Consider the following 15993-nt stretch of genomic DNA (forward strand, 5'->3'; position numbering starts at 1 on the left):
GTGAACACGACATCGCTCCCCGCACGGCCGCCGCACGAGGCGGTACGGTGGGGCGTGAAGGATGCGGCTACGCGGTCCGAGGAGGGAGCCACCGATGATTCTGCTCCGTCGCCTGCTGGGTGACGTGCTGCGTCGGCAGCGCCAGCGCCAGGGCCGTACTCTGCGCGAAGTCTCCTCGTCCGCCCGAGTCTCGCTCGGCTATCTCTCCGAGGTGGAGCGGGGGCAGAAGGAGGCTTCCTCCGAGCTGCTTTCCGCGATCTGCGACGCGCTTGACGTACGGATGTCCGAGCTCATGCGTGAAGTGAGCGATGAACTGTCGCTCGCCGAGCTGGCTGAGTCTGCAGCAGTCCCGGAACCGGTGCGCGCACCGGTTCGTTCGATGCTCAATTCCGTCTCCGTGGCCGGTGTGCCACCGGAACGGGTCACGATCAAGGCGCCCGCGGAGGCGGTCGACGTCGTCGCGGCGTGACGCTGCGCTGTCTCTCAGCGGCAGCCCCCAGAAGTGTGTGGAAGCCCCGGCCGGGTACTCGGTCGGGGCTTCTGTGTTGTTCGAGGTGAGCCCCACATGACCAAGGTGCACGAATCGACCTATTTGGCTCTTGTATGACATGGTTGGTGGGGATTTACCTCATTCGCTCGTGAGTTGGAGGAGACAGATGTACGTCGTGAAGAGCCCGCTGTCCGATGCGGATCTGAAGACGGTCTCGGATGCACTGCAGGGCGCGCTCGTGGACCTGGTCGACCTTTCGCTGGTGGCCAAGCAGATTCACTGGAATGTGGTCGGCCCGCGCTTCCGCTCCGTGCACCTGCAGCTGGACGAGGTCGTGGACACGGCCAGGCAGCACTCCGACACGGTGGCGGAGCGCGCCTCCACGCTCGGCGTGTCGCCGGACGGGCGCGCGGCGACCGTGGCCAAGAGCAGCGGGATCGGTTCGGTCCCCGACGGCTGGGTGAAGGACGTGGACGCCGTGAAGGCGCTCGTGGACGCGCTCGGCGCGGTGATCACCCGGATGCGTGAACGTATCGACGCGACCGGTGAGGCTGACCCGGTGAGCCAGGACATCTTCATCGGGATCACGGCCGACCTCGAGAAGCACCACTGGATGTTCCAGGCGGAGAGCGGCTGACCGGCCGATACGTCCGGGCGCCCCGGCCGGCGACAGGACACAGGCTCTCAGGGGGCGTGAACCGTGGGACGGTGCCACCGTCTGTGCGCCGTGCTGCTTCCGGTGACAGCGGTGCGCCCTCCCGTGGGGTGAACCCCGGCCTTAGCGTCGGCCTCGCGTTGGGCGGGAGGTGGCACATGTGGCATCCGTGAGCGGGTCGACCGTGTCGTGGCGTGCCATGCGGTGGGTGCCCGCCCTGGTGTTCGGTCTGCTGTGGTGGTGGGGCGTGCTGCGGCTCATCTTCGTGCCCGGTGCCGGGGTCCTGGAGGGCACGGTCGTCGCCGGCGGATGGGGGCTGAGCGTACTGCCCGTGCACTGCGTGCCGAAGTCGAGGGCGCCGCATGTTGCGGGGCCGGCCGCGGGCGAGGGCGAAGCCGGGCGGGAGCCGGGGCCGGACGGCCGCGGGTCCGAGTCCGGAAGCGGGCCGCGGTGGGCGCAGGCGATCCTGGCTCCGGAGCGGATGCCGGGGCGGGCGATCCGGGAGCGGGCCACCAGAGCGGAGGCCCGCTGGGCGGGAGCTACCACGGCATGGCGACGCCGCCGTTCGGGCGGAGGATCTGGCCCGTCGTGAAGGACGCGGCGTCCGACGCCAGGTGCAGCACGGCGTGAGCGATGTCGTCCGGTTCACCGACGCGGCCGAGGGGTGACATGCGCACCATGAGGCGCTCGGTATGGGCCTGGGTCTCCGCGTCGTGCCGGGCCGTCATAGGAGTGCGGATCCAGCCGGGTGCGACGGCGTTGACGCGGATGCCGTGCGGGCCGACCTCCGTGGCCAGGGTCTTGGTGAGCTGGACGACGGCCGCCTTGGCCGCGCCGTAGCAGAGGAGGCCGGGGCCGCCGGTGTCGACGGCACCCGAGGCCATGGTGACGATGCTGCCGCCGGAGCCCGCGTCGATCATGATGCGGGCCGCGGCCTGGCAGGCGTACAGGACGCCCTTGAAGTTGATGTTCAGAACGCGGTCGAGGTCTTCGTCGCGGGTCTCCAGGACCGGGCTGCTGTGCATGACGCCCGCGATGGCGGCCATGATGTCGAGGCGCGGCGGGCGGGGATCGCGCGCGGGCGCACTCGCGTCTGCCGCCGTCGTAGCAGCCGCAGCCGCAGCCGTGACGGCGCGGTCCACCTGCGCCCTGTCGGCCACGTCCAGAGGGTGGGTATGCGCGGTGCCGCCGACCGCCTTGATGAGGGTGGCGGTCTCGTGGAGGCCTTGCTCGTCGCGATCCGCACAGTGGACGGTGGCGCCGGCCTCCGCGAGGAGCAGGGCCGATGCGCGGCCGATGCCACTGGCGGCGCCGGTGACGAATGCGGTGCGTCCGGTGAGGTCGTACGCCTTGACGGGCATGACGGGAAGGTACGACTAGTTCTGACGGGGCGTCAACTGGTCAACTGGCCGCCTCCAGTGGGGTGTCGGGTCCCACCAGCGGCTGGGCCTGGGCGCGGGCTCGGGCCTGGGCGCGGAACGCGTCGCGGAGGTGGTCGCCGAAATCCGCCGGGTGCGTGGTCAGGCCGGTGTGCCCGCCCGGAAAGTGCAGGAGTTCGGTGCCGAGGTGCTCAGCCAGGAAGGCGGCCGGTCGGTAGGGCAGCTCGCCGCGCGAGTCCTGGCCGCAGGCGAGCACGAGCCGGTCCGACAGCTCCGCGAGTCGACGGAGGTCAGGGGCGTACGACATGAAGCCGGGCACGATGCGTCCGACGAAGTACGGCAGGTCGGCCATCGTCTGCTCCGCCCGTGCCGCCACCTGCGGGGGGAGCTTGATCTCGGCCGGTGGCCCGGCGGTCCCGGCGCCCTTTGTGGCGGTGCCCGATGCATCGGCACCCTTCGTGTCGGTGGCCTCTGTTCCGGCCTCCTTCTTCAGGCCCGCGGCGAACTCTGCCATTGCCGGCATGAGCCCCTGGGTGCGGAACGTTTCCCCCACGCGGGCGATGAGAGCGCGGTGCTCGGCGGCGTCCGGCAGGACCTCCACCAGCGGCGGCTCGTGCGCCACGACGCGCTCCACGCGTTCGGGACGGGCGGTGAGCAGGTGGACGGCGGCGATCGCGCCCGAGCTTGCGCCGAACACCCGGGCCGGCTCGTCGGGCGACAGCAGGTCCAGGATCCGCAACGCGTCATCGGCGTGTTCGGCCACGTGCTGCTCGGCTTCGGGATCGTCGAGGGTGCTGCGGGAGATGCCGCGCGGGTCGTAGGTCACGACGGTGTACTCGGTGGCCAGGCCGTCGGCGACGCCGTCGAAGGAGGCCGCGCCGCCCGTCCCGCCGGGAATCAGCAGCAGGAGAGGGCCTTGGCCGCGTACTTCGTAGTGCAGGGTCGCGCCGTTCACGCGCAGGCTGCCGGTGGTCGGGCCGGTCATGAGGGGTCTCCTTCTCGGGACGAGGGCCAGCGCTCCAGGAGGAGGTGCAGGGCGTCGAGGGCGCGGGACCAGGACTGTTGGGGCGGGCGCTGATGCCCGAACTCGTCCGCGGCCTCCAGCGCGACGAACCCGTGGAACGTGCTCCGCAGCAACCGGACCGCGTCGGTCAGGTCGGGCTCGGCCAGTCCGTAGTCGCGCAGCATGCCGTAGGTCAGCTCGACCGCACGTCGCGGTCCGGGTGCCTGTTCGGCCAGGTCGGGGTCGATCCGGACCGGGATCTGGGTCGCCGTGTAACGGCCGGGGTGCTCGTGGGCGTAGTCCCGCCAGGCGTTCGCGAAGGCGACCAGCGCGTCCCTGCCCGCCAGTCCGGCCGTCGCCTCCGCGATGCGGATGGTCTTCTCGTCCGCCGCGAGCAGCGCGATCCGTCCGCGCAGGTCCTCCAGGCTGCGGACGTGCGTGTAGAGGCTCGCGTCCTTCACTCCGAGCCGCCGCGCCAGCTGGGACATGGTCATCCGGTCAAGGCCGATCTCGTCCGCCAGCTCGGCGCCTGCGATCGTGACCCGCTCCGCCGTCAGTCCGGCCCGCGCCATGCGCTCTCCTCATTCCTAGGGGCCTTAGGTATAACCTAGGGACCCTAGGAACGGCAATCGGAATACCAGGTCAGGGAATTGGGCCCTGCTGGCAGGTGGGGCACCAGTAGGTGGGACGGCTGCGGGAGCCGTCGCCCTGCTCGCCAAGCCGGACGGGAGTGCCGCAGCGAAGGCAGGGGCGGGGTGCGCGGCCGTACACGAACAGGCGCAGGCCGTTGCGGTCGCGGCCGGTGGTGGTGCGGGAAGCCCGGTCCCGATTGGCTTCCAGGAGCTTCTTGGCGAAGGCGGGAAGACGGGCGGCCTTCTCCTCGGGGAGTTCGCCGACGGGGAGCCAGGGAGTGACGCCCAGGACGAAGCAGAGCTCGCTCTTGTAGATGTTGCCGATGCCCGCGAGATTGCGCTGGTCCAGGAGGGCCTCGCCGAGGGGGCGGTCCGGCACTGCCAGGAGGTTGGCCAGCGCGCGTTCCGGGTCCCAGTCGGGGCCGAGGAGGTCGGGGCCCAGGTGGCCCACGGCCTTGGCCTCGTCGCTGGTGCGGAGCAGTTCGAGTACGGGCAGGCGATAGCCGACGGCGGTGCGTTCGGCGGTCCCGAGGATCGCCCTGATCTGGTGCCCGGGTCCGCCGCGCCAGCGCTCACCGGGGCCGTACAGCCGCCAGGAGCCGTCCATCCGCAGGTGCGAGTGGAGGGTGAGGCCGCCCTCGATGCGGGTGAGGAGGTGCTTTCCGCGCGGAGTGACGTCCAGGACGGCGCGGCCGGTGAGGTCGACCGTCGCGAGCTTGGGCACGCGGAGGTCGGAGCGGATGAGGGTGTGCCCGGCGAGGGCGGTGTGCAGGCGCCGGGCCGCTTGGTGGACGGTGTCACCTTCGGGCATGGGTCCAGGGTGGCACGGCGGGGGCGGGTGGGGTCTGTCGCAGGCTCACCCGCACCCGCGGGCTCACCCGCACCCGCAGGCGCATGTACTCACCCGCGCCTACTCATCCGCGCTGTCACGCACGCAGGCGCAGCCCGCGCGGTGTGGCGAGGAAACCGGCTCCTTCCAGGAGAGGGGCGAAGGGCGAGGTCAGGGCCGCGGTGCCGTTGACCCGCTCCACGGTGACCGTGCCGAGCGAGCCCGCTCGGGCGGCCTTGGCCAGCGCCTCGGCGGCGGCGTGCAGCCGTGGGTCGTCGGCGATGGGGTCCTCCGGAGAGGCGGGCCAGGCCAGGAGTGTCTTGCCGCCGCGCTCCATGTACAGCGTCAGCGCGCCGTCGACCAGGACGACGAGGGAGCCCGCCTTGCGGCCCGGCTTGTGGGTCGTGTCGTTCGGCGGCTCGGGCCAGGGCAGTGCGGCCCCGTACGCGTTGGCGGGGTCCGCGGCGGCGAGGACGACGGCGGCCTGCGCGTCGGAAGGGCGGGATCCGTCCGTACGCTCCCGGGTGTTCGCGGTGGCGCGCAGCCGGTCCACCGCGCCGTCCATCGCGAACTGGGCAGCGCCAAGACCCTCCACGACGTAACCGCGGCGCGCCTGGCCGCTGTCCTCGAAGGCCGAGAGGACGCGGTACGTCGCCGAGAAGCCGCCCTCGACCCCCTCGGCCGCCACCGCGCCGCGGGTCACCACGCCGTGCCGGTCCAGGAGGGTGCGGGCCAGGGCGTGGGCGCGCAGGGTCGGGTCGGGCTCACGGGCGGGCAGCAGCGACCAGCGGCCCGCGACCGTCGGGGGGCCGGAGCGGGACGTGGGGCGGGCGGCTCCGGTCAGGCTGCCGTACCGCCCGCGCGGGACGCTGCGCTTGGCGCGGTGCGCTGTGGCTCCCGCGGTGCGGCCCGAGCCGAGGAGTGAGCGCATCGGTGCGAGTGTGTCGTTGGTCAGTCGGCCGGACCAGGCCAGCTCCCAGATGGCGTCGGCCAGTTGGGGGTCGAGGGCTTCCGGGTGGGTGGTGGCGCGGACCTGGTCGGCGATCTGGCGGAAGAAGAGGCCGTACCCCCCGGAGAGGGTGGTCAGGACCGACTCGTGCAGGGCGGTGAGCTCCAGTGGGTGCGCGGGGGGCAGGAGCAGGGGTGCGGCGTCGGCCAGGTAGAGGGAGACCCAGCCGTCCTTGCCCGGGAGGGAACCGGCGCCGGCCCAGACGACCTCGCCGGCCGCGGTCAGTTCGTCGAGCATGGCCGGGTTGTAGCCCGTGACGCGCGACGGCAGGACGAGCTTTTCGAGCGCGGAGGCGGGGACGGTGGCGCCCTGGAGCTGCTCGACGGCGCGCACCAGGCCGTCGATGCCCCGCAGGCCGTGCCCGCTCACGTTCTGCCACTGGGGCAGGAACTGGGCGAGCGCGGCGGGGGGCACCGGTTCCAGTTCGTGCCGCAGCGCGGCGAGGGAGCGGCGGCGCAGACGGCGCAGGACCGCGGCATCGCACCACTCCTGGCCGATGCCCGCCGGATGGAACTCTCCCTGCACCACTCGGCCGTTGGCCGCGAGGCGTTGCAGCGCGCCCTCGGTGACCGCCGCCCCGAGGCCGAAGCGGGCGGCGGCGGTGGCGGAAGTGAAGGGGCCGTGCGTGCGCGCGAAACGGGCAAGGAGGTCGCCGAGCGGGTCCTTGACCGGCTCCATGAACGCTTCCGGGATGCCCACGGGCAGGGCTGTGCCGAGGGCGTCGCGCAGGCGGCCCGCGTCCTCGATGGCCGCCCAGTGCTCCTCGCCCGCGATGCGGACCCGGATCACCCGGCGCGCGGACGCCAGCTCCTCGGCCCACTCCGGCTCGGCGCCGCGCTCCGCCAACTCCGCCGTGGTGAGCGGACCGAGGAGCCGCACCAGGTCGGCGACGCCTTCGGAGTCCTTGACACGGCGATCCTCCGTACGCCACTGGAGCTCCTGCTCCAGTTCCGTCAGGACCTCCGCGTCGAGCAGTTCGCGCAGCTCCGCCTGGCCGAGGAGCTCGGCGAGCAGCCTGGAGTCCAGGGAGAGGGCCGCCGCGCGCCGTTCGGCGAGAGGGGAGTCGCCCTCGTACAGGAACTGGGCGACATAGCCGAAGAGGAGCGAGCGGGCGAAGGGAGACGGCTCGGGGGTGGTGACCTCGACGAGGCGGACGCGGCGGGACTCGATGTCGCCCATCAGCTCGGTGAGCCCCGGCACGTCGAAGACGTCCTGGAGGCACTCTCTGACCGCTTCCAGGACGATCGGGAAGGACCCGAACTCGCTGGCCACCTGGAGCAGCTGGGCGGCACGCTGGCGCTGCTGCCACAGCGGGGTGCGCTTGCCGGGGCTGCGGCGCGGCAGCAGCAGCGCGCGGGCGGCGCACTCGCGGAACCGGGAGGCGAACAGGGCCGAGCCGCCCACCTCGTCGGTGACGACCTGATTGACCTCGCCCTTGTCGAAGGTGACGTCGGCGGCGCCCACGGGAGCCTTCTCGGCGTCGTACTCCACGGGGGGCGCGGCGGGTTCCTGGTCGAGCAGGTCGAGGCCCATCAGGTCGGCGTCGGGCAGCCGCAGCACGATGCCGTCGTCGGCGTGCATGACCTGCGCGTCCATGCCGTACCGCTCGGTGAGGCGGGCGCCGAGGGCGAGGGCCCACGGGGCGTGCACCTGGGCCCCGAAGGGGGAGTGCACGACGACCCGCCAGTCGCCCAGCTCGTCGCGGAACCGCTCGACCACGATCGTGCGGTCGTCCGGGATGTGACCGCAGGCCTCACGCTGCTCGGCGAGGTACGCAAGGACGTTGTCGGCGGCCCAGGAGTCGAGGCCCGTGGCGAGCAGGCGCCCGCGCGCGTCCTCCTTCGAGAGGGCGCCGACCTCACGGAGGAACGCGCCGAGCGCGCGGCCCAGTTCGAGCGGGCGGCCGAGCTGGTCGCCCTTCCAGAAGGGGAGGCGGCCCGGCACTCCGGGGGCGGGGGAGACGAGGACGCGGTCGCGTGTGATGTCCTCGATGCGCCAGGAGCTCGTGCCCAGCGTGAAGACGTCGCCCACCCGGGACTCGTAGACCATCTCCTCGTCGAGCTCGCCGACGCGGCCGCCGCCCTTCTTGGGGTCGGCGCCCGCGAGGAAGACTCCGAAGAGGCCGCGGTCGGGGATCGTGCCTCCCGAAGTGACCGCGAGGCGCTGCGCACCGGGGCGCCCGGTGACCGTGCCCGCGACGCGGTCCCAGACCACGCGGGGGCGCAACTCCGCGAAGGCGTCGGAGGGATAGCGGCCGGCGAGCATGTCCAGGACGGCCGTGAACGCCGACTCCGGGAGGGACGCGAAGGAGGCCGCCCGGCGGACCACCGCCAGCAGGTCGTCGACCTGCCAGGTGTCGAGCGCCACCATCGCCACCAGCTGCTGGGCCAGCACGTCCAAGGGGTTGGCCGGGACGCGCAGGGACTCGATGGAGCCGGTCCGCATCCGCTCCGTGACGACGGCGGCCTGGACCAGGTCTCCCCGGTACTTCGGGAAGACCACTCCTGTGGAGACCGCGCCCACCTGGTGGCCCGCCCGGCCCACGCGCTGCAGTCCGGAGGCCACGGACGGCGGCGACTCGACCTGGATGACCAGGTCGACCGCGCCCATGTCGATGCCGAGCTCCAGGCTGGACGTGGCGACGACGGCCGGCAGTCTGCCCGCCTTGAGGTCCTCCTCGACCTGGGCGCGCTGCTCCTTGGAGACCGAGCCGTGGTGGGCGCGGGCCAGGACCGGCGGGGCGCCCTTGGCGGCGCCCGACTCGGCCATCAGCTCCGCCGGGGAGTGGTCCTCGGGGAGCGACTCGCCGGTCGCTCTCTCGTACGCGATCTCGTTGAGGCGGTTGCACAGGCGCTCGGCCAGGCGGCGGGAGTTGGCGAACACGATGGTCGAGCGGTGCGCCTGGACGAGGTCGGTGATGCGCTCCTCGACGTGCGGCCAGATCGACGGGCGCTCCGCCTCGGCCCCGGGGCCGTCCCCGGAGTCGCTGACCGGGGATCCGCCCAGCTCCCCGAGGTCCTCCACAGGAACGACCACGGACAGGTCGAACTCTTTGCCGGACGGCGGCTGGACGATCTCGACCTTGCGCTTGGGCGAGAGGTAGCGGGCCACTTCGTCCACCGGCCGCACGGTCGCCGACAGGCCGATGCGGCGCGCGGGCTTCGGCAGGATCTCGTCGAGCCGCTCCAGGGAGAGCGCGAGATGGGCGCCGCGCTTGGTGCCCGCGACCGCGTGCACCTCGTCGAGGATCACCGTCTCGATGCCGGTGAGCGCGTCCCGCGTGGCGGAGGTGAGCATCAGGAACAGCGACTCGGGCGTGGTGATCAGGATGTCCGGCGGCCGGGTCGACAGGGCTCGGCGCTCGGCGGGCGGGGTGTCGCCCGAGCGGATGCCGACCCGCACCTCGGGCTCGGGCATGCCGAGGCGCACCGACTCCTGTCGGATGCCGGTCAGCGGGCTGCGCAGATTGCGCTCCACGTCCACGGCAAGGGCCTTCAGCGGTGACACGTACAGCACCCGGCAGCGCTTCTTCGGGTCGGCGGGCGGAGGCGTCGAGGCCAGCTGGTCGAGTGCGGCGAGGAACGCGGCCAGGGTCTTCCCGGAACCCGTGGGCGCGACGACCAGCACGTCGGAACCCTCGGAGATGGCCCGCCACGCACCGGCCTGGGCGGAGGTGGGCGCGGAGAAGGCCCCCGCGAACCAGCTGCGGGTCGCCGGGGAGAATCCGTCTAGGGCGCCGTGGGCGCCGCGGGCACTGGACGCGGAGCTGACCATGCCCCCATCGTGCACCCCACCACTGACAACGGCGCCGACCTGCGAAGGAGCGGTCGCGCGCCCGTCGCGGAATGGAGGCATGGCAGCTTCGGCGGAGCGGGCACGGCAGTGGCGGTACGCCGGGCTGCAGGGCGTCGGCCTGCTGCGGGCCCACTAGGCGATCGGACGTCCGTACGCCCGCAAGGTGCGCAGCGCCTCGATGGTGACGATCGGGCGGGACTCCAGGGCCGTGCCCGGCGCCCACTGCTGCCAGCGCACGGGCCAGCCGCCGTCCGCCTGCTGTTCCCGGGCGAGGAAATCGAGCGACTGCTCCATCTCCGCGTCGGTGAACCACGAGCGCGCGAGGGACTCCGGGGTCCTCGCGAAGTCGTGGGCGAAGTGGTGCTCTCCCGGCGCGTAACCGACCGGCACCGGATACGCGGCCAGGTCCTCCGGATCCAGCGCCGCGAGCCGCTGCTCGCGCACGAGGCGGCCGAGCCGGTCGGCGGCGGCCCGCGCGCGCGGGCGGTCGGGCACGCCGTCCAGGAAGGCGACGGCCGCCTGGACCTCGTAGGGGTGCGACTCCTCCAGCGCTTCGACGGCCGCCCAGCAGAAGTCCGTGGCCCGGAAGAGCCAGGCGTGCCACACCTCGTTGCTGTGCAGCAGACCGACCACGGGTCCCGTGGCGAGCAGCGCGCTCGGCGGATCGTCCACGATCGGTACGAACGGCGCCGAGGGGTAGCCGCGCTGGCCGGGATGGATCGCCGGGAGGGCGCCATCGGGAGTCGACACCGAGGTCAGGTACCGGCATACGCGCTCCACCCGCTGCCCGCCGCAGCGGTGGATCGAGTCCAGCACGCGCAACGCGTGTCCGATGTGCAGCGGCTGGCTGACCGGGCCGCGCAGATCGGGTTCGAGCGCGTAGCCGTACCCGCCGTCCTCCGTGGCGTACGAGGCCAGGGCGGTCTCGACCGCGTCCGCGGCCGGCACGCCGGCCGCGCCATCCGCGCCATCGGGGAAGTGGTACGCGAACCGTCGCTGCTCGAGGACGCGCGCGGTGAGCCAGACGAAGTGCCCGGCGCGGACGACCGGGGAGGACGCCGCGTCAAAGGCGGACACCGCGTCGGGAGAGGACACCGCGTCGGGAGAGGACACTGCGTCGGGAGAGGACACTGCGTCGGGGGATGCTCCGGTTTCGGCCATGCCCCGACCGTAGGGCGGAAAGCGTTCCCCACAAGCCCCCTGCGCCCGGCTGCACCCTCAGGGGCGTGATACTGGAGGCATGCGGTTGACGGTCTTCTGGCAGCGGATGGCGGCTCACTTCGGTGCGGGGTACGCCGACTCCTTCGCGCGCGATCACGTGATGGCGGAGCTCGGCGGCCGTACGGTCCACGAGGCACTGGACTCGGGGTGGGACGCCAAGGACGTCTGGCGCGCGGTGTGCACCGCCATGGACGTACCGGACGAAAAGCGCTGACCGCGGACGGCTTGTTGTCGCCGTAGTGCCTCCGGTGAGGCCGCACGCGCGCGTGCGGCCGTCCCAAGATGTGAGGGTGGCGGTCAGTTGTCGGCGGCGTGGGCGAGACTGGCTCCGTGGCACCGACAGAAGAGACCGCGCAGGTCACCCAGAACACCGCTCCGTCCGGCACGACGCCGCCCGCACAGCCCCCAGCCGGGGCCGAGGCAGGGCAGGGCGCCCGCATGCCGCGCTGGCTGCCGCGCGCCATGGTGCTCGCTCTCGCCCTCATCGCCTGCTTCCAGCTGGGCAGTTGGGCGTTCCACCAGCTGACCGGGCTGCTGATCAACATCCTGATCGCGTTCTTCCTGGCCCTCGCGGTCGAGCCCGCGGTGAGCTGGATGGCGGGGCGCGGGATGCGCAGGGGCTTCGCCACCTTCCTGGTCTTCTTGGGCATCATGATCTTCAGCGCGGGGTTCATCGCGCTGATGGGGTCCATGCTGGCGGGCCAGATCGTGGACATGGTCGAGGATTTCCCTGACTACCTCGACAAGGTCATCAGCTGGATCAACCAGACCTTCCACACGGAGCTCTCCCGCGTCCAGGTCCAGGACAGCCTGGTCCACTCCGACTGGCTCCAGAAGTACGTCCAGAACAGCGCCAGCGGCGTCCTGGATGTCTCCGCGCAGGTCCTCGGCGGCCTGTTCCAGCTCCTGACGATCCTGCTGTTCTCGTTCTACTTCGCGGCCGACGGGCCGCGGCTGCGGCGCGCGCTGTGCTCGGTGCTGCCGCCCGCCAAGCAGGCCGAGGTGCTGCGGGCCTGGGAGATCGCGGTCGACAAGACCGGCGGTTACCTCTACTCGCGCGGCCTGATGGCACTGATCTCCGGCATCGCGCACTACATCCTGCTCCAGGCGCTGGACGTCCCCTACGCGCCCGTGCTCGCCGTGTGGGTGGGCCTGGTCTCCCAGTTCATCCCCACGATCGGCACCTATCTGGCAGGTGCCCTGCCGATGCTGATCGCCTTCACGGTCAACCCCTGGTACTCGCTCTGGGTGCTGATCTTCGTGGTCGTCTACCAGCAGTTCGAGAACTACCTGCTGCAGCCCAAACTCACCGCCAAGAGCGTGGACATCCACCCGGCGGTCGCCTTCGGCTCGGTCATCGCGGGCACGGCGCTCCTCGGCGCGGTGGGCGCCCTCATCGCCATCCCGGCCGTCGCGACCCTGCAGGCGTTCCTCGGGGCGTACGTGAAGAGGTACGACGTCACGGACGACCCCCGGGTGCACGGGCACAGGCGTCAGGTCGGAGCGCCCCTCATCGCGCGTATGCGGCGCGCGTTGCGCGGGCCGAACAGGCCGGAAGCGCCGCCGACGTCGGGCGACGCACGGCCGAAACAGGACGGACACCAGTAGGCGGGCCGGCGGGGCCGTCGACCGGCTACTCCCGCAGTATGTGGAAGGTCGCGTACAGGTCCTCCAGGCCCGGAGGGCGGCTCCACGGGCGGGTGCGGAAGGTGTGGAGGCTTCCGTGCCGGATGGCGAACCGGGGCAGCCGGCAGCCGAACTCGGCCGCGAGGGCCTCCAGGGCGCGACGTTCACCCAGCCGCTCCCCGTACGGCTCCAGCCATTCCCCGTGCGGCTCCAGCCGCTCCCCGTGCGGCGCGTCCCGTGAGTAGAGACCGTCCGGGTCCAGTGCGCCCGGCAGGTGCCCCTGCCGGGCGATCGTGGCCCCTCGGACGGTGAATCCGTACCTCTCCTCGCCGTTCTCGGCCACGGACAGATGGAAGACACCGGGGCGGCGCCCGTCCGAGGGCTCGCTCCACACCGTCACCGCCCGCGTGCCCGCGGAAGCGGCGATCCCCAGGGAGATGAACCGCCGCTCGTCGAACTTCGTGCCCGGCCGCGGCTCGAAGGCGAAGCTCCAACCGGGACCCGCCCGGCCCACGGCGGCGAGCGCGCCCTCCTCCCGCGCCGAGCTGCTCCGGTCCCCGGGAAAGCGTGTGCGCGCCTCCCAGTACTCCATCGGCTCGTTCAGGCCGGTGTCTTCGTCGGCACCGATACGGGCGGGCAGCCCGGTCGGCTCCACCCCCTCCACCAGGAGGAAGCGGTACGCGTCCGGGAAGCTGCCGGAGTCCTCGGCCAGCCATGCCAGGCCCGGCGGGTCCAGGTGGGCCGCGGGCCCCGGGGCGTCGCCCGGCAGGCCCGCGCGGGGCGTGGCCAGCAGTTCCCGGCCGCGGTCGGGGGTGATCAGGGGGCCGAGGAGCGGGTCGGCGAGCAGGCCGACGGGAGCGATGTGGTCGGACCCGAGCGGCCGCCACTTCGGCAGGGCGGCACACAAGGTGCGCCAGGCGGTGTCCGTCTCGCCCCAGCGTGCCTGCTCCCGCGCTTCGTCCACGGCGCGGCCGAACGGGCCCTCGGCGGTATAGCGAAAGGTGCCTTCACGCACGCGTGCCAGGGTCTCGTCCACCGCCTCGCGCACCGCGTCGGGAACGCCCCTCAGCAGGTGGGTCGACGATCCGTCGCCCCGGTGGTGCCTGCGGTGCTCGGCCTCCAGTACGGCAAGGACCTCCGGCGCGTACAACGGATCGCCCGTGAGCCCGTGGAAGTACACCATGCAGGTCTCCCCGAGCAGCCGGCGGATCTGGTCGCGCAGGCCCGTCGCCCGGGGCCTGCCGTACGCGACCGCCTCGGCCAGGGCCGCCGAGGCCTGTTCGTACCGCCCGCCCAGCGCGTCCAGCCGGGCGGCCTCGACGGCCGCGTCCTGCGCCCGCGTCGTCGCGTTGACGAACCGCCTCCCCGCCCGCTCCGAGCGGTCCACCTGCAGAAGGTGGAACTCTCGGTACATCGCCTCCATGAACGCGCCGAACGACGCGTACCGTTCCGGCGGGCTCGCGCGCCACGACGCGTAGCTGTACACGGCCCACTCGCCGGAGTCGCCCACGTCACCCGGGTCGAGGAGGACGTGGACGGCGTCCGACTCCACGTCCAGCTGCAGCGACCGCTCCCACATCCCGGCGAGCACCTCCTCCTCGGGCGTGGAGTCCTCGTCGAGCTCTCCGGGGAAGAACTCGGACAGCCCCGCCTCGTCCTCGTGCCACCGGACCTGGTCGGTGCCCGCGAGCAGCCAGACGAAGCCGCCCGCGTGCCGCCAGCCGTCGCTGACCGCCAGGAACGTCCGGTACGAGGGCGGCAGCCGGAGGCCGAGCCGCTGCTCCAGGGCCAGGATCTTCTCCTCGGACGCGGGCGGGAACGCCAATCGGCGCGTATTCGGAGGTTCGTCGTCCCGCCGGGCGCTCGCCCCGTCCTCGGTGAGGTCGGAGACCTGCGCGTCCGCCCACTCCCGGCTCCAGCGCGCCAGGAAGGACCGCCAGTCGTCGATCATGTCCGTCATGGCAGGCGATGCTGTCAGCCGCCACTGACAACGCCCTGACGCCTGCCGCGTGCCATGCTTGACACTGAAATCGAACATCCATTCTCATGGGGAGTCCGGCGGTGATTTTCCGGGGGTTGCGCGGAGGATGCCCGGGACGCTTCAGAGGATTCCGGTGCGGGATGACCTTGAGTTATCCACAGGCGGGACGGGCGTCGAGGCGGATTGTCAGTGGCAGGCGTTAGCGTCTTTGACGTGAAGCGATCGACTCAAGCAAATCGGGTGGAACCCATGGCAGGAACCGACCGCGAGAAGGCGCTCGACGCCGCGCTCGCACAGATTGAACGACAATTCGGCAAGGGCGCAGTGATGCGCATGGGCGAGCGGCCGAACGAGCCCATCGAGGTCATCCCCACCGGGTCGACCGCGCTCGACGTCGCGCTCGGCGTCGGCGGCATCCCGCGCGGCCGCGTGGTGGAGGTGTACGGCCCGGAGTCCTCCGGTAAGACGACCCTCACGCTGCACGCCGTGGCCAACGCCCAGCGGGCGGGCGGCGCGGTGGCCTTCGTGGACGCGGAGCACGCCCTCGACCCCGAGTACGCGAAGAAGCTCGGCGTCGACATCGACAACCTCATCCTGTCCCAGCCGGACAACGGCGAGCAGGCCCTCGAGATCGTCGACATGCTGGTCCGCTCCGGCGCCCTCGACCTCATCGTCATCGACTCCGTCGCCGCCCTGGTGCCGCGCGCGGAGATCGAGGGTGAGATGGGCGACTCGCACGTGGGTCTCCAGGCCCGCCTGATGAGCCAGGCGCTCCGGAAGATCACCAGCGCGCTCAACCAGTCCAAGACCACCGCGATCTTCATCAACCAGCTCCGCGAGAAGATCGGCGTGATGTTCGGCTCGCCCGAGACCACGACCGGTGGCCGGGCGCTGAAGTTCTACGCCTCGGTGCGCATGGACATCCGCCGCATCGAGACCCTCAAGGACGGCACGGACGCGGTCGGCAACCGCACCCGCGTCAAGGTCGTCAAGAACAAGGTCGCGCCCCCCTTCAAGCAGGCGGAGTTCGACATCCTCTACGGCCAGGGCATCAGCCGCGAGGGCGGCCTGATCGACATGGGTGTCGAGCACGGCTTCGTCCGCAAGGCCGGCGCCTGGTACACGTACGAGGGCGACCAGCTCGGCCAGGGCAAGGAGAACGCCCGCAACTTCCTGAAGGACAACCCCGACCTCGCCAACGAGATCGAGAGGAAGATCAAGGAGAAGCTGGGCGTCGGTGTGAAGCCCGAGGCCCCGGCCGACGAGCCGGTCGCGGACGTGGTGGCCGCGGTTCCGGCCGACGACGCCAAGGCGGTGCCCGCGCCGGCGGCGAAGGTCACCAAGTCCAAGGCCACGGCGGCCAAGAGCTAGCC

Annotated in this window: 13 protein-coding genes; 6 read left to right on the forward strand and 7 right to left on the reverse strand. The window is 72.1% G+C overall.

Annotated features, from left to right (window positions below; all coding sequences use genetic code 11):
• Positions 1-94 precede the first annotated feature (94 nt).
• The 3 genes from ACFVYR_RS19315 to ACFVYR_RS19325 all read left to right on the forward strand — a co-directional run bounded on the left by ACFVYR_RS19315 (position 95) and on the right by ACFVYR_RS19325 (position 1737).
• Complete coding sequence (locus ACFVYR_RS19315) at positions 95-469, forward strand: helix-turn-helix domain-containing protein (RefSeq protein ID WP_055564110.1); 375 nt, start codon at positions 95-97, stop codon at positions 467-469.
• 187 nt (positions 470-656) lie between these two features.
• Entirely contained in the window at positions 657-1127 is a 471-nt protein-coding gene (locus ACFVYR_RS19320) for a Dps family protein (protein ID WP_384260929.1), read from the forward strand.
• Positions 1128-1305: 178 nt separating this feature from the next.
• Positions 1306-1737, forward strand: a complete 432-nt coding sequence (locus tag ACFVYR_RS19325; RefSeq protein WP_384260927.1) for a hypothetical protein — start codon at positions 1306-1308, stop codon at positions 1735-1737.
• On the opposite strand, the gene ACFVYR_RS19330 is transcribed toward ACFVYR_RS19325, so the two are convergent.
• The 6 genes from ACFVYR_RS19330 to ACFVYR_RS19355 all read right to left on the reverse strand — a co-directional run bounded on the left by ACFVYR_RS19330 (position 1685) and on the right by ACFVYR_RS19355 (position 10953).
• Positions 1685-2506, reverse strand: coding sequence for an SDR family NAD(P)-dependent oxidoreductase (locus ACFVYR_RS19330; RefSeq protein ID WP_384260924.1), 822 nt, complete (start codon positions 2504-2506; stop codon positions 1685-1687). The genes ACFVYR_RS19325 and ACFVYR_RS19330 overlap by 53 nt on opposite strands.
• A 40-nt stretch (positions 2507-2546) precedes the next feature.
• Positions 2547-3509 (reverse strand): alpha/beta fold hydrolase, encoded by a 963-nt coding sequence (locus tag ACFVYR_RS19335; RefSeq protein WP_384260921.1) that lies wholly within the window; start codon positions 3507-3509, stop codon positions 2547-2549.
• Positions 3506-4099 carry a TetR/AcrR family transcriptional regulator gene (locus ACFVYR_RS19340; RefSeq protein ID WP_384260918.1) on the reverse strand — a complete coding sequence of 198 codons (594 nt, stop codon included), beginning with the start codon at positions 4097-4099 and terminating at the stop codon, positions 3506-3508. The genes ACFVYR_RS19335 and ACFVYR_RS19340 overlap by 4 nt, the downstream gene beginning before the upstream one ends.
• A 70-nt stretch (positions 4100-4169) precedes the next feature.
• The gene (locus ACFVYR_RS19345) at positions 4170-4970 is read right to left on the reverse strand and encodes an Fpg/Nei family DNA glycosylase (RefSeq protein ID WP_384260916.1); all 801 of its coding nucleotides are present in this window, start codon (positions 4968-4970) and stop codon (positions 4170-4172) included.
• Positions 4971-5085: 115 nt separating this feature from the next.
• Positions 5086-9771: an ATP-dependent helicase gene (locus tag ACFVYR_RS19350; protein WP_384260913.1), complete on the reverse strand. Its 4686-nt coding sequence runs from the start codon at positions 9769-9771 to the stop codon at positions 5086-5088.
• Positions 9772-9924: 153 nt separating this feature from the next.
• Complete coding sequence (locus tag ACFVYR_RS19355; protein ID WP_384260910.1) at positions 9925-10953, reverse strand: hypothetical protein; 1029 nt, start codon at positions 10951-10953, stop codon at positions 9925-9927.
• 79 nt (positions 10954-11032) lie between these two features.
• Between ACFVYR_RS19355 and ACFVYR_RS19360 the strand changes: the two genes are divergently transcribed.
• Both ACFVYR_RS19360 and ACFVYR_RS19365 read left to right on the forward strand, forming a co-directional pair.
• Positions 11033-11227 (forward strand): DUF3046 domain-containing protein, encoded by a 195-nt coding sequence (locus ACFVYR_RS19360; RefSeq protein WP_384260907.1) that lies wholly within the window; start codon positions 11033-11035, stop codon positions 11225-11227.
• A gap of 116 nt (positions 11228-11343) precedes the next feature.
• Positions 11344-12621: an AI-2E family transporter gene (locus tag ACFVYR_RS19365; protein ID WP_384260904.1), complete on the forward strand. Its 1278-nt coding sequence runs from the start codon at positions 11344-11346 to the stop codon at positions 12619-12621.
• A gap of 25 nt (positions 12622-12646) precedes the next feature.
• On the opposite strand, the gene ACFVYR_RS19370 is transcribed toward ACFVYR_RS19365, so the two are convergent.
• The gene (locus ACFVYR_RS19370) at positions 12647-14599 is read right to left on the reverse strand and encodes an SMI1/KNR4 family protein (RefSeq protein ID WP_384260901.1); all 1953 of its coding nucleotides are present in this window, start codon (positions 14597-14599) and stop codon (positions 12647-12649) included.
• Positions 14600-14869: 270 nt separating this feature from the next.
• On the opposite strand from ACFVYR_RS19370, the gene recA reads away from it, so the two are divergent.
• Positions 14870-15991, forward strand: a complete 1122-nt coding sequence (recA, locus tag ACFVYR_RS19375; protein WP_384260898.1) for a recombinase RecA — start codon at positions 14870-14872, stop codon at positions 15989-15991.
• Positions 15992-15993 lie beyond the last annotated feature (2 nt).

This window comes from Streptomyces sp. NPDC058284, from assembly GCF_042881135.1.
Taxonomy (GTDB): domain Bacteria; phylum Actinomycetota; class Actinomycetes; order Streptomycetales; family Streptomycetaceae; genus Streptomyces.

Bases quoted from the DNA above. Each gene is read 5' to 3' on its own strand.
- ACFVYR_RS19355 (WP_384260910.1), bottom strand. From the start codon at position 10,953: ATGGCCGAAACCGGAGCATCCCCCGACGCAGTGTCCTCTCCCGACGCA.
- ACFVYR_RS19345 (WP_384260916.1), bottom strand. From the start codon at position 4,970: ATGCCCGAAGGTGACACCGTCCACCAAGCGGCCCGGCGCCTGCACACC.
- ACFVYR_RS19315 (WP_055564110.1), top strand. From the start codon at position 95: ATGATTCTGCTCCGTCGCCTGCTGGGTGACGTGCTGCGTCGGCAGCGC.
- ACFVYR_RS19330 (WP_384260924.1), bottom strand. From the start codon at position 2,506: ATGCCCGTCAAGGCGTACGACCTCACCGGACGCACCGCATTCGTCACC.
- recA (WP_384260898.1), top strand. From the start codon at position 14,870: ATGGCAGGAACCGACCGCGAGAAGGCGCTCGACGCCGCGCTCGCACAG.
- ACFVYR_RS19360 (WP_384260907.1), top strand. From the start codon at position 11,033: ATGCGGTTGACGGTCTTCTGGCAGCGGATGGCGGCTCACTTCGGTGCG.
- ACFVYR_RS19370 (WP_384260901.1), bottom strand. From the start codon at position 14,599: ATGACGGACATGATCGACGACTGGCGGTCCTTCCTGGCGCGCTGGAGC.
- ACFVYR_RS19320 (WP_384260929.1), top strand. From the start codon at position 657: ATGTACGTCGTGAAGAGCCCGCTGTCCGATGCGGATCTGAAGACGGTC.
- ACFVYR_RS19340 (WP_384260918.1), bottom strand. From the start codon at position 4,099: ATGGCGCGGGCCGGACTGACGGCGGAGCGGGTCACGATCGCAGGCGCC.
- ACFVYR_RS19350 (WP_384260913.1), bottom strand. From the start codon at position 9,771: ATGGTCAGCTCCGCGTCCAGTGCCCGCGGCGCCCACGGCGCCCTAGAC.
- ACFVYR_RS19335 (WP_384260921.1), bottom strand. From the start codon at position 3,509: ATGACCGGCCCGACCACCGGCAGCCTGCGCGTGAACGGCGCGACCCTG.